12 protein-coding genes are annotated in these 12,942 nt (G+C 58.2%); 6 read left to right on the forward strand and 6 right to left on the reverse strand.

Translation table 11 applies throughout. The features are described from left to right. Window positions 1-23: 23 nt before the first annotated feature. A complete protein-coding gene (locus CWI75_RS16430) occupies window positions 24-614 on the forward strand; it encodes a hypothetical protein (RefSeq protein WP_101522620.1) in 591 nt (196 codons plus the stop codon). Here CWI75_RS16430 and CWI75_RS16435 read toward each other — a convergent pair. Genes CWI75_RS16435 through CWI75_RS16445 form a run of 3 tightly spaced genes read right to left on the reverse strand, consistent with a single transcriptional unit; the run spans window position 562 to window position 3,900 of the window. Next, on the reverse strand, window positions 562-2,085 hold the full coding sequence (locus CWI75_RS16435) for a sensor histidine kinase (protein ID WP_101522621.1): 1,524 nt from the start codon (window positions 2,083-2,085) through the stop codon (window positions 562-564). The genes CWI75_RS16430 and CWI75_RS16435 overlap by 53 nt on opposite strands. Then, window positions 2,082-2,456, reverse strand: a complete 375-nt coding sequence (locus CWI75_RS16440; protein ID WP_101522622.1) for a response regulator — start codon at window positions 2,454-2,456, stop codon at window positions 2,082-2,084. Before CWI75_RS16440 ends, CWI75_RS16435 begins: the two co-directional genes overlap by 4 nt. Next, complete coding sequence (locus CWI75_RS16445) at window positions 2,449-3,900, reverse strand: adenylate/guanylate cyclase domain-containing protein (protein WP_241521269.1); 1,452 nt, start codon at window positions 3,898-3,900, stop codon at window positions 2,449-2,451. The genes CWI75_RS16440 and CWI75_RS16445 overlap by 8 nt, the downstream gene beginning before the upstream one ends. A 216-nt stretch (window positions 3,901-4,116) precedes the next feature. Between CWI75_RS16445 and CWI75_RS16450 the strand changes: the two genes are divergently transcribed. The 3 genes from CWI75_RS16450 (at window position 4,117) to CWI75_RS16460 (ending at window position 7,563) form a co-directional block, all read left to right on the forward strand. Then, window positions 4,117-4,764: a Crp/Fnr family transcriptional regulator gene (locus CWI75_RS16450; protein WP_101522623.1), complete on the forward strand. Its 648-nt coding sequence runs from the start codon at window positions 4,117-4,119 to the stop codon at window positions 4,762-4,764. A gap of 229 nt (window positions 4,765-4,993) precedes the next feature. Continuing rightward, on the forward strand, window positions 4,994-5,194 hold the full coding sequence (locus CWI75_RS16455) for a hypothetical protein (protein WP_101522624.1): 201 nt from the start codon (window positions 4,994-4,996) through the stop codon (window positions 5,192-5,194). A 53-nt stretch (window positions 5,195-5,247) separates the two neighbouring features. Continuing rightward, on the forward strand, window positions 5,248-7,563 hold the full coding sequence (locus CWI75_RS16460; RefSeq protein WP_101522625.1) for an archaeosortase/exosortase family protein: 2,316 nt from the start codon (window positions 5,248-5,250) through the stop codon (window positions 7,561-7,563). 38 nt (window positions 7,564-7,601) lie between these two features. Here the strand turns inward: CWI75_RS16460 and xseA are convergent, their stop codons facing one another. Beyond that, on the reverse strand, window positions 7,602-8,960 hold the full coding sequence (gene xseA / locus CWI75_RS16465) for an exodeoxyribonuclease VII large subunit (protein WP_241521270.1): 1,359 nt from the start codon (window positions 8,958-8,960) through the stop codon (window positions 7,602-7,604). A 76-nt stretch (window positions 8,961-9,036) separates the two neighbouring features. Between xseA and guaB the strand changes: the two genes are divergently transcribed. Both guaB and guaA read left to right on the forward strand, forming a co-directional pair. Beyond that, window positions 9,037-10,506, forward strand: coding sequence for an IMP dehydrogenase (gene guaB, locus CWI75_RS16470; protein ID WP_101522627.1), 1,470 nt, complete (start codon window positions 9,037-9,039; stop codon window positions 10,504-10,506). Between the two features lie 15 nt (window positions 10,507-10,521). Next, on the forward strand, window positions 10,522-12,099 hold the full coding sequence (gene guaA, locus CWI75_RS16475; RefSeq protein WP_101522628.1) for a glutamine-hydrolyzing GMP synthase: 1,578 nt from the start codon (window positions 10,522-10,524) through the stop codon (window positions 12,097-12,099). 138 nt (window positions 12,100-12,237) lie between these two features. Here the strand turns inward: guaA and CWI75_RS16480 are convergent, their stop codons facing one another. Further along, window positions 12,238-12,609: a helix-turn-helix transcriptional regulator gene (locus tag CWI75_RS16480; RefSeq protein WP_101522629.1), complete on the reverse strand. Its 372-nt coding sequence runs from the start codon at window positions 12,607-12,609 to the stop codon at window positions 12,238-12,240. Next, complete coding sequence (locus tag CWI75_RS16485; protein WP_101522630.1) at window positions 12,606-12,857, reverse strand: type II toxin-antitoxin system RelE family toxin; 252 nt, start codon at window positions 12,855-12,857, stop codon at window positions 12,606-12,608. Before CWI75_RS16485 ends, CWI75_RS16480 begins: the two co-directional genes overlap by 4 nt. Window positions 12,858-12,942 lie beyond the last annotated feature (85 nt).

Consider the following 12,942-nt stretch of genomic DNA (forward strand, 5'->3'; position numbering starts at 1 on the left):
TCGATAATTGTAAGGATCTACTTGTGAAGGCGCTTGTTAACTCCAGCCCGATCATCATTGTCATTACACTACTGGCGCTGGCAGGTTGTACCAGTGTGCCCGCTGATTTACCGGAAGCGGCGGCCCCCGGCCCGACACCAGAGCTGACCCTGAACTTGCCCTCTCGCGAGGCACGCAAGTCCTGCGACTGCCAGGAGCGCGACCAGACATTCCTGGAGCGCGGTTTTGCTGTTCTGGCGATGGGTGACCCCGAAGAGGCACTGGCCTATTTCGAGCGCTACAAGCGGGTGGAAAACTCTCTCGAGGCGCAGTGGGAAGCGGATATGGCAATTACCTGGGTAGGTATGTTGTCGGCGGCAGAACCGCTGGTCGTTGACGACGCCATGCGGGCGAGTTACGAGCGGCTGGTCGATCGTCTCCAGCCGGAGATGCAAGTGCACTCTACCACCTTGCTCCTGCGCGATGCGATGGTCTCAATGCAAACCATGAGTGATCGCATAGCTGAGCTTGAAGCTACCAATAGCGGGCTCAGGGAAGACCTTGAGAAGCGTGACGAGGCGATCAAGCGCTTGCGGGATTTGACCCTGGGGCAATCGCGGGCAACACGACCGTAAAGACAGACCCGGCACCGGGTTCGCTGCGCACACTGATACGGCCTCCCAGAAGCTCACAGTATTCTCGGCAGATCGCCAGGCCAAGACCGGTGCCGCCATAGCGGGCACTCGTAGCAGGTTCGGCCTGTACAAAGGCGTCAAATACTCGTGACTGCTGCGCTTCATCCATGCCAATGCCGGTATCGGTGACCGAGAATGTCAACCAGCCATCGGTGGCACTCGCGGTAACGCTGATGTCGCCATCGTCGGTAAACTTGCAGGCGTTGCTCAACAGATTCATGAACAATTGTCGGAAGCGGGTGGCATCCGAATACAGGGGAGGCAGCGCCGAGCAGTCGCAGAGATGCAGGCGATTATTCTTGTCGCGCAACAATGGTTCCATGCCCTCGGCGACTTGCTCAATGATATGTCCCGGTGCGAAGTGCTCATGGTGCAGGGTCATCTTGCCTGTTTCAATTTTTGACAGGTCAAGAATGTCGTTGATCAGGGCCAGCAACTGTCGTCCCGACAGAACAATTTTTTCGAGATCGCGCTGAAACTGCTTGCGATCCACTTCGCCCTGATCATCAAGTTCGTCGCCCAGCATTTCACTGTAACCAATGATCGCGTTCAGTGGTGTGCGCAATTCGTGGCTGACATTTGCCAGAAACCGGCTCTTGGCGGCATTGGCATCGTCCGCGACATCCCTGGCCTGACGTACTTCCTCGATGGCGTTACCGAGTTTGTCGGACATGGCGTTAAAGGCCGTGGCGAGATCACCCAGCTCGCCACGATCCTCGATATTGTCAATCCGGTAATTGAGGTCCCCGCTGCCAATGCGTTCTGTACCGGTTTTCAGGCGCTTGAGTGAGCGATTGGTATAGCGCAACAGGAAGAATCCCAGTAACGCGGTGAGGAAAATGGAGCTCAGGAAGCCCAGCACCGTGATGCGATCGGTGAGTGCGATGGTTCGATCAATAATACTGGCGCGCTGAACGGCTATAAAAGCCTGGCGCTGTTCCAGCTGGCGCAGGTGCTCCAGGGTTTCGATATAAGGTAATGGATCATCCATATCGCCATCGAAGCCAGGGTCGTTATAGCGACGATAAAATTCAAGCCAGCTTGCCAGCAGGAAATTGCTGGCTTGTGCCAGGCGCTCAAATTGTGGCCGTGTCACCTCGGTGCTGAGAGTGCCCAACTGCTCAATTCCGGCGCTGATGCTTTCGATATCAGCTTCTGCCTCTGCCAGTTCGGTCGGATCCAGCTTGTCCTGGGTAGTCTCGCGCAATGTTGCCAGAATCAGGATCTGCTGGCGCTGATCTTCGAGTAACTGGGCGGCAGCGGTTGATAGCTGAGCCGCATTAACCGAACTGCGATAGGCGATCATGCTTTCGTTTCGCGCGTAGCTGCCCCACAGGTGAGTGCCCACATTGAGTGCGAACAGCGCCAGAATCGCAAACAGGGATAGCGTTAGTCTGCGACGCAGGCTCATGGGCGTTTCAGCCTCTCGATCTTGGCCAGCAGTTCCGGGAAATCGATGGGTTTGGTGGCGTAATCGTCACAGCCGGCGGCGAGGGCATTACGCCGATCGGCGTCCATGGCGTGCGCGGTGAGCGCAATGATGGGAATATCACGCAGAGCGGCATCCTTGCGGGCGTGGTCACAGGCGGTCCAGCCGTCCATGACGGGCAGGTTCATGTCCATGAGCACCAGGGCCGGATGGGCGCTGGTCATGAGTGCCAGCGCCTCTTCGCCATTGACCGCGACAATGACTCGCAGGCCTGCCCTCATCAGGCGCCGGGTCAGCATCTCGCGATTGAGCTCGTTATCCTCGACCAGCAGTATGGGTCTTTGCTCAGTCATCAGCCCTGCCTCTTATAGTGTAGGTAGTGACGGACTGATCAATGCCGCGGACATTGAGATCCCGCTGGTTGGTGAGTGTATAGTCGCCGCGCAATTGTTGGCGGGTGCTGTCGGAAATCAGGATTTCACCGCCGAGGCAGTGGTCCTCGATCCTGGATGTTACGTTCATCGGATGGCCTACAAAGCCGTATTTGCTGCGACGTTCCGAACCGATATTGCCCGCGATCACCGTGCCCGTGTTCAGGGCAATGCCCATGGCCAGTTCCGGCAGGCCTTCAGCGGCATTCTGGCGATTGACGTCGGCCATGGCCGCCTGCATGGCCAGCGCGCAACGCACCGCCCTGTCGGCGTCGTCATCACGATGCTGGGGGGCGCCGAACACTGCCAGAATGGCGTCGCCGATAAACTCATCAATCGTGCCGTTAGAGGCCATGATGATATCCGTCATCGCGCCGAGGTAGCGGTTGAGCATGGTGACAACCTGCGCCGGTGCCAGGTGCTCACTCATGGTTGTGAAACCGCGAATATCCGACATCATGATAGTGACTTCACGCAAGTCACCGCCCAGCTCCAGGCCCTCAGGACGTTCCAGGATATCGGTGACGATCTCATCGGAAAGATAGCGGCCAAAGGTGGCGCGAATGAACTTCTGGTTGCGTTCCAGTTGCTGGCGGTACTGTTCTTCCCGGTCGTGCCAGCGCTTGCGTTCAATACCTGCCTTTATCCTGGCCTGCAACAATACGGGATTGAATGGCTTGAGCAGGTAATCATCGGCACCGGCTTCAATGCAGGCGATGATGCCCTCCATGTCCTGGCTGCCTGAAATGACAATTACCGGGGTGGCGCGCCAGTCGGGGTGCTCCTTGATCCGCCTCAGTACCTCGCGGCCATCCATCTCCGGCATCATCAGGTCCAGCAAAACCACGTCTACATCAGCGTCTGCCAGTGTACGCAGGGCTTCTTCGCCACTCGCGGCAGTCACCACCAGGTGGCCGGAGCGCGACAGGTAGCGGGCCACCAGTTCGCGATTTTCCTGCAGGTCATCCACTGCCAGAATAAAACCGGGCTCGGCGGCAATCACCGGTTTGCCGATCGTACCTCCATGGCCGGGGTTGGCATCAGCCATCCGTATCGCCTTGAGTAATCTGGCCAGGGCTTCATCCAGGTCCTGTGCCTGGTGATCGATATCCTCCCGGAGCATTTCGGCATAGCCGCGCAGTGCGGCCAGGGCATTCATTTGATCGTGATGATTGCCGGTGCCGGCAACCGGTTCCTGCAGCAATGTCTCAAGATTGGCGGCGGCCCGGAACAGGCGGTTGAAATCCTCGACGGTTGCGGCGTCAAGGCTCTCCCGCGAGCGTTCAAACAAGTCGCGGAGTTCGGCGATTATGCGCAGCAGGAGATCGCTCCACAGGGCGTCGCCTTCGCTTATTTCGGTGTTCACTTATCGGGGTACCCCGGTTGATGACTTGGGCTGCAGTATAACGAGGCAATCTTTACTGTGGAAATCGACTTTTCGTTCGTTATATGAAAAGGAAAGCCGTGCAGACGCAGGAGGCGGGCTGCTTTTCTACAGCAGGTGCGTTTTGGGCGTACTTTGAGTTACCATGGCGAACGAGCTTCAGTGATAAAGGGTTTTCATGGGGCAGGAAAAACAAGCATGTTGCAACAAGTAGAAATCTTCCAGGGGCTGACCCGGGAGGAATTGGATGCATTAGCCAGTAGCAGCACCAGTCGTTCTTTCCCCAAGAATACGGTGGTGATACATGAAAATGATCCTGCTGATTCTCTGTTTATCATAGAGAGTGGCAAGGTCAAGGTCTATTGCAGCGATAAGAACGGCAAAGAGTTCATCATGAACACCCAGGGCGCCGGGGATTATTTTGGTGAACTGGCGCTGCTGGATGACTCAGTTCGCTCAGCTTCGGTGCGCACGGTCGAAAAATGCAGTTTCTGTATCATCTTCAAGGACGACTTCAACAGGGTCCTGGATGAACATCCGAGTATTGCCCGAAAATTGATCAGTAACCTGGCGCAGCGCGTGCGCAAACTGACTGCCGATGTCAAGAGCCTGGCTCTGCAGGATGTTTACGGCCGGGTGGCCAATGTGCTGATGGACCTCTCCGAGGAACGCGGTGATGGCACATTGTTTATCCCCGAAAAACTGACCCAGCAGGATATTGCCGATCGCGTTGGCGCATCGCGTGAAATGGTGGCACGGATCCTCAAGGATTTGACCATCGGCGAATATATCCGCTTCGAAGGTCGTCATATCATCATCAATACCCGCCTGCCGGCGAAATACTAACCGCCCGGCAAGGAAGTAGCCGGGCACGGGTAGTTGTTGATAGTTGTCGAGAAGTTGTCGAGAAATTTTACAAACCGCCGTCCCGGCTCCTGGTGTATCCCAGTGCTCCCTGTTTAACCTGTTGATTAATAGCGTTTTCAGGCTCGCAGGCGCAATTTTTGCTTCGAGATGACTGTCATGTGATCTGCCAAGACATGGCTTAAATTGCCGTAGTCAAAGGAGAGCAAAGATGAAAAATCATATCAATCAAGGACTTATTGCAGTCACAGCACTTGGCATCAGCCAGCTGAGTATGGCGGGTAGTGTCCCCTTGGGCGGCCCTGTGCTGGGCGTGGGTTTGCCTGCAGGCATCGGCGGTCTGGCCGCGATTGGCGGGGTGGCGGTGATTATCGGCGCCCAGTTGATCAAGCGTAAAAACCTCAAAAAGTAAGGCGTATTGCCAGCGTGCATCGCCCGCCGGCACCCTGGCGGGCGCGGTAAAATATGTTTGATTACGATAGCCTGAATGCGCTGGGCCTGGTGGCCGCGGTGGCGGTACTGCTGGTGCTGGAGCGCCTGTTCAGCCGCGGCAACCTGCGGGCGCCAGTGGCGGATCGCTGGCTGAGTAATGCCGGCCTGTTCCTGTTGGCCGGGGGCGTTGGGGCATTTCTGTTACCTGAAAGCCTCACTATCATTGCCGCGGGGCTGGACGGCGGGTTGGTTCGGGCCCTCGCCCTGCCTCTCTGGGTGGAGGTGGTAGTGGTGTTCCTGTTGTTGGACGCCATGCGCTACTGGGAGCACCGGGTGCTTCACGAAGTGCCGCTACTCTGGCATGCCCATAAAATTCATCACAGCGATACCGCGGTAGACGTCAGCACCTCGCAGCGGCATCATCCGCTGGAGGTATTGCTAACCACACTCTTCGCCGCAGTGCTGGTGTTTGCCCTGGGATTCTCCCCGACGGCCTTCGGCATCTATATTGTGGTGGCAACCGTGTCAGCGGTTTACACCCACACCAGCCTGATGCTGCCCGAGTCGATTGATCGCCGGTTGCGCCGGTTTCTGGTCACGCCCGCGGTACATCGTATACATCACTCCGCATACCAGCCCGAAACCGACAGTAACTATGGCGCGGTGCTTAGCGTGTGGGACCGGTTGTTCGGAACCTACCGCGATCCTGAGGCGACCCCGATTGAACGCATTGGCCTGGAATATTTCCGACGGCCCGACGATGCCGCTTTGGTGGCGGTACTCGCGCAACCGTTCCAGCGCGGTAATGACAGCGCGTACGCCGGCGATGAGGCAGGAAATGACGAAGACGATGAGAGCGTTGTAGAGGAGAGCGCCGTAAAAGTCCCCGGACCGGGCCTATCCGCCGCGTGGCGCCGCGCCCTGTTGTCCGCGGGAATCGCGCTAATACTGACCGTGGTGGCGCTGTGGCCAACAGTGCTGGATCTCACATCAATCTGGACCGCCGGCGAATCCTACCAGTTCGCCTGGCTGGTGCTGCCGGTATTTTGCTACCTGGTAGGTTGGCAGCAACGGGAACGCCTCCTCGCAATGTTGCCAGCGCCCGATTATGCCGGTGTCGCACTAGTGCTTGCGGGTTTGTTGGGCTGGCTGGCCGCCGGGGCCGTGGAGATAAAACTGGGCCAGCATCTGGCGCTGGTGTTAATCCTGCAGGGGATTGCGCTGGCGACACTGGGCCGGTCCCATTATCGACGCCTGTTTCCCATTTTCGCACTGCTGTTTTTCCTGGTGCCGGCTGGCGATGTGTTATTGCCGGCGCTGCGCCTGCTTACGCTGAAGTGGATCGAATGGTTCGGGGTGGCCGCTGGCCTGCCCATGCATACCGAAGGTTTTGTGGTTCATGTCGGCGAGTTCCGCTACATTGTCGCCACTGCCTGTGCCGGCCTCGGCATATTCAACCTGGCCACGTTCCTCGGTTATTCCTTCGGGGTGATGTTGTTCCGTTCGCTGCCGCGGATACTGCTGTTGACCGCGGCCGCCGGCGCCCTGGCGATACTCAGCAACGCGGTACGGGTCTGCCTGATTGTGGCGATGGACTGGGCCCGCGGCGAACAGATGGACCTGGCCGCCCACGGCGATATACAGCTGGTGATATTCCTGCTGCTACTGGCGTTGTTGCTATTGCTCATAACCCGACTGTCACCTGAGCCTGATGAGCGTGCCGCTGTCCCGGCAAATGTATCGCCACCTTCTGTTCTGCGCCGCGGTCTTGCCGGCCAGGCGCCCTTGGTAGCAGGCTTGGCGATTTTCGTGATCGCAGGCGGTGCACGCGGGCTCGCGCCGGCCACACCCGCTATGGCACTGCCGCCGCCGGCCGGGTCAGGGGAGTTTGCCGTGGTACGGGAGTCCGTCGTCGCTGGCCTGAATATCGCTAGTGGCCAGACATGGCTGGAACCGGTGATGATCGCCGGCAGTGGAGGCAAGACGAGGCACCCTACGCAGGCATTGGCTCCGACCGATGGCAAGAGCTGGATTCACACGGCGTCGCAGGTCCGGCGTGAATGTGCAGGGGACCGTTGTATCGAGTTTGTTCACCTGCAGTGGGTTCAGCCTGGCACCCGGCACCAACAACAGGCGTTCTATAGCTATTTCATCGGTGAACACACAACAGCATCGCGGCTGCAGTTTCGGCTGCGCAATGCCTGGCAACGTATGGGTGAGCAGCCGTATCAGGCGGGGCTTTTTGGGGTCAGGGCAGGTGGCGGGGCAATGCCGGCAACACCGGTACTGGCAAAAACCCTGCTGGAACTGCACGATCGTGCCCTGGACGCCAGGCATAGCGAAATTTAATAATCTGAGCGGCCTCGCTGGCTTTTAGGGGCGCGCTTCTATGTGTCTGTTTTGCGCACCGTAAGGCTCAGGCTGCCCTGGGCGAGTCGTGCGTTCAGGGTGTCGCCCGGCGCCACGCTGGAGGCATCCTTCACCACCCGACCCTCTGGGGTGGTGATAATCGCATAGCCTCGCTGCAGTGTTGCCAGTGGACTGACTGAATCCAGTAATTGGGCGAGGTGCGCAAGTCGTGTACTCGCGCGTTCCACTTTACGCGCCATCGCGCGTTGCAGGCGCTGCTCAAGTTCGCTGCAATCGCGCTGCCGGCGATGAATGGAGACCACCGGTGACCGCGCCGCCAGGCGATTGGCCAGCAACTCAAGCCCAGCGCGGTGCTGGCGTAACTGGTTGCGCTGTGCCCGGTGCAGGCGCTGCTCCAGCTCGTCCAGGCGCTGGGCCTGTTCGCGCAGCAAGTGGCCGGGGTGTTTCAGCCGCTGTTGCAGGTGTGCCAGTTCACGGTTGGCCCGCAACAGGTGGTTACGGACCTGGCGCTGTAAGTCCTGTTCAATGCGCTGTAGCCGCAACAGCCATTCCCGCTGGTCAGGGCTGAGCAGTTCGGCAGCGGCAGAGGGGGTGGCGCCGCGGCTGTCCGCCACCATGTCGGCAATGCTGATATCCACCTCATGGCCCACGGCACTGACTACCGGCAGCTCGCTTGCGACTATCGCGCGGGCCACAACTTCCTCATTGAAGGCCCAGAGATCTTCCAGCGAGCCCCCGCCGCGGGTCACCAGCAGGGCGTCCAGCTTGACCTTGCCCTCGCGGTGCCAGCGATTGGCACGCTCAATGGCATCGCGTATTTCCCCGGCCGCGCTGTCTCCCTGCACCGGCACCGGCAGCAAAAACACCTCGATTGAGGGGCAGCGACGCCGCAAAACGGTGAGTACATCGTGTATGGCCGCGCCGGTGGGCGAGGTAATAACACCCAGCCTTTTAACCTGGACGGGCAGGGGGCTTTTGCGTTCGGCATCGAACAAGCCTTCCAGCTGAAGTCGATGCTTGAGCTGTTCGAAGGCGGCTTGCAGGGCACCGGCCCCCGCGTGCTCCAGATACTCGACAATCAGCTGAAATTCACCGCGCCCCTCGTAGAGCGATACCCGACAGCGCAGGCGTATAGCCATCCCATTTTCCGGGGTGAAGCGAATATGCTGGTTTCTGGGGCGAAACATGGCGCAGCGCACCTGGGCCGCACCGTCTTTCAGTGAAAAATACCAGTGCCCGGAGGAGGGGGCGGCAAAGTTGCTGACCTCCCCCTCCACCCAGACAAAGCCAAAATGGCTCTCCAGCAGGCGCCGGGCCTCGCGGTTGAGCTGGCCTACGGAAAGTGTGGGAGGGACAAGTGATTGTTGTTGTGACACGGACTCTGGTTTACCTGAGGGCTGTAGAAGATTTATAATTGCATGTTTACCTTCACGCTGCCACCCGGAGTCGCCCATGTTGCGTATTGCCCAGGAAGCCCTGACTTTTGATGATGTTTTACTTCTGCCCGGATACTCCGAGGTTGTGGCCACTGACGTCTCCCTGCGCACTCGCCTGACCAGCAGTATTGAGCTGAATATTCCCCTGCTTTCCTCTGCCATGGACACGGTTACCGAGGCCCGCCTGGCGATTGCCATGGCCCAGGAGGGGGGTATCGGGGTGATCCACAAGAGCATGTCCATTGCCGAACAGGCCGAGCAGGTGCGCAAGGTCAAGAAATTCGAAAGCGGCGTGGTCAAGGACCCCATCACCATCCAGCAAACTGCCACTATTGCCGAACTGCAGGAGCTCACCAATGCCCACGGTATCTCCGGCGTGCCGGTGCTGGATGGGCAGGACCTGGTGGGTATCGTGACCCGTCGCGATGTGCGTTTTGAATCGAACCCCACCAAGCTTGTGTCCGAGATCATGACCCCACGGGACAAATTGGTCACCGTTCGTGAGGGCGCCGGCTCAGAGGAAGTCCAGCAATTGCTGCACCAGTACCGGATTGAGAAAATCCTCGTGGTGAATGACAGGTTTGATCTCTGCGGCATGATCACGGTAAAGGATTTCGATAAAGCCGAGAGTTTCCCCTATGCCTGCAAGGATTCCTATGGTCAGCTGCGTGTAGGGGCTTCCATCGGCACCAGCCCCGATACCGCTGACCGGGTGGAAGCGCTGGTGCATGCCGGTGTTGATGTGTTGATTGTCGATACCGCCCATGGCCACTCTCGCAATGTGCTGGACCGGATCCGGATGATCAAGGCAGCCTATCCCTCTATGCAGGTCATCGGCGGAAACATTGCCACCGGCGCGGCCGCCCTGGCCCTGGTCGAGGCCGGTGCGGACGGGGTCAAGGTGGGTATTGGCCCCGGCTCCATCTGTACCACCCGTATTGTTACCGGCACCGGTGTGCCCCAGATCACCGCCATTTCCAACGTGGTGGAGGCGCTGAAAGGGCATAACATTCCTATCGTGGCGGATGGTGGCATTCGCTTCTCGGGCGATATTGCCAAGGCCCTGGTAGCGGGCGCGCACTCGGTGATGATGGGCAGCATGTTTGCCGGTACCGAAGAGGCCCCGGGTGAAGTAGAGCTTTACCAGGGGCGCACCTACAAGGCTTACCGTGGCATGGGCTCCCTGGGAGCCATGTCCCGCACCCAGGGTTCCTCGGACCGCTATTTCCAGGATGCGAGCAAGGGCGCGGAAAAGCTGGTGCCCGAGGGTATCGAAGGACGGGTACCCTACAAGGGTCCGGTTTCGGCCATTATCCATCAGTTGATGGGCGGTGTTCGCTCGGCGATGGGTTACACTGGCAGCCCCACCATTGAAGATATGCGTACCCGGCCCGAATTTGTCCGCGTGACCTCAGCGGGGATGTCCGAGAGCCACGTCCACGACGTGTCCATCACCAAGGAATCGCCCAACTACCCCGTCCGGTAGCGCTCAGGAAACCCCATGACAACAGATATTCACGCCAGCCGTATCCTGATCCTGGATTTCGGGTCCCAGTACACCCAGCTTATTGCCCGCCGGGTACGCGAGGTGGGGGTCTATAGCGAAATTCGTGCGTTCGATATCGATGAGGCCGGGATTCGTGATTTTGCCCCCAGTGGCATTATTCTGTCCGGCGGCCCGGAATCGGTGCCGGACCCGGGGTCACCGCGTGCGCCCGCTTGCGTGTTTGAGCTCGGTGTGCCCGTACTGGGCATCTGTTACGGCATGCAAACCATGGCCGAGCAATTCGGCGGCACTGTATCGGCGTCACCGACCAGCGAATTCGGCTACGCGCAGATCAGCCTGCTTAACAACAGCGGCCTGCTGCACGATATCCGCGACCATTTTGACCCGGCAGGGAACAGCCTGCTGGATGTGTGGATGAGCCACGGCGACAAGGTGGTGGAGTTGCCACCGGATTTTGAAGTGATCGCGGCAACGGCAAGTTGCCCGATTGCAGGCATGGCACACCGGGAACTCCCTTTTTACGGCATCCAGTTTCACCCTGAAGTGACCCATACCCTGCAGGGCAAGCGGATTCTCGAGCACTTTCTGCTCGAGCTCTGCAACTGTGAGGCACTGTGGACACCCGCGCACATCGTGGAAGACGCCATCGCCCGGGTGCAGGCAACAGTGGGTGCCGACAAGGTGCTGCTGGGTTTATCGGGTGGGGTGGATTCCTCCGTAGTAGCGGCACTCCTGCACCGCGCCATCGGTGACCAGCTCACCTGTGTATTTGTTGATAACGGCCTGTTGCGCCTGAAGGAGGGCGAGCAGGTGATGGAGATGTTTGCCCGCAACATGGGCGTGAAAGTCATTCGCAGTGATTCCCAGGACCTGTTTTTGGGGAAACTTGCCGGTGTATCCGACCCTGAACTCAAGCGTAAGGTGATCGGTAATACCTTTATCGAGGTATTCGATGAAGAGGCTTCCCGTCTGCGGGATGTGAATTGGCTGGCGCAGGGCACGATATATCCCGACGTGATTGAATCCGCCGGCGGCAAGACCGGCAAGGCCCACATGATCAAGTCACACCACAATGTGGGTGGCCTGCCGGAAACCATGAAGATGCAACTGGTGGAGCCGCTGCGTGAATTGTTCAAGGATGAAGTGCGGCGCATAGGCCTGGAACTGGGCCTGCCCTACGACATGGTTTACCGCCATCCCTTTCCCGGCCCTGGCCTGGGTGTGCGCATTCTCGGCGAAGTGAAAAAGGAATACGCGGACCTGCTGCGCCGCGCCGACGCCATTTTTATCGAAGAGCTGCACCGGGCAGACTGGTACCACAAAACCAGCCAGGCCTTCGCGGTGTTCCTGCCGGTCAAATCCGTTGGCGTGGTCGGCGACGCCCGGCGCTATGAATACGTGATTGCCCTGCGCGCCGTGGAAACCGTTGACTTCATGACAGCCCGCTGGGCGCATCTGCCTTACGAGCTGCTGGAGACGGTTTCCAACCGGATCATCAATGAAATTTCCGGGGTGTCGCGGGTCACGTATGACGTGAGCAGCAAGCCGCCAGCGACGATTGAGTGGGAATGACTGGAATTGATGGGCAATATCTGGCACTGGTTGGCATCTGCGGGAAGAGAGTTCACCTGCTTGCCAGATCAGCTCGCCACGGGTTGCGTGTTGCAAGGCAGCAATTGACGATGTAATGGCGTCTGGTTTTCTTGCCTTTTATACCAAGTCATCTATGTTGACTTTCAGCACATTGGCAATAGCTCTGTATGCATCTACCCGTCCTTCACGCTTGCCGGTCTCAATCTGTGCGATATACGCCTGTGACAGGCCTGCAGCATCAGCCAAAGTAGCCTGTGACAGGCCACGGTATTCACGCCAAACTTTCACCGCGTTCACATTGGCCAGCAGTAAATCAACGATATCAGACGAGACCAGTTCATCCTCGCCTGCCGCCAGTATGGCTTCGGCCTTATCAAAAGCTGCTACATCGTCCAGCATTTCAGCCTTTTCCATTAACACGCGGTAGTCGGCAATTGGCACCACCGCATACTCAGGTACGCCATTGTTCTCAATGATCTGTGTACTCATTTGTAGATACCTCCATGTGGGCCAACATCTAACACAAGAACCATTACCTGTTCGCCTTCAATCTTGTAAATACCTCGATACCCGCCAATCCGCAGACGATAACCTTCCCGGCCTGCCAGTTTTTTAACATTCCAATTGCCACGGTTATCAGCTATTTCCTGGAATGCAGTACGGAACTGGTCTGCAATGTTTGCGGGCAGTTTCTGAATACCTTTAATTGCTGTCCTGCTGTACTGCACTGTGCTCATGGGTAAAATATAGCATTATGCAATATTTATTCAAGTAAAAATATTGCTACTGGTGCATTATTGAGTCGCGCAGCGCAGCGTACTC

Source organism: Kineobactrum sediminis, assembly GCF_002868715.1.
GTDB classification, from domain to species: domain Bacteria; phylum Pseudomonadota; class Gammaproteobacteria; order Pseudomonadales; family Halieaceae; genus Kineobactrum; species Kineobactrum sediminis.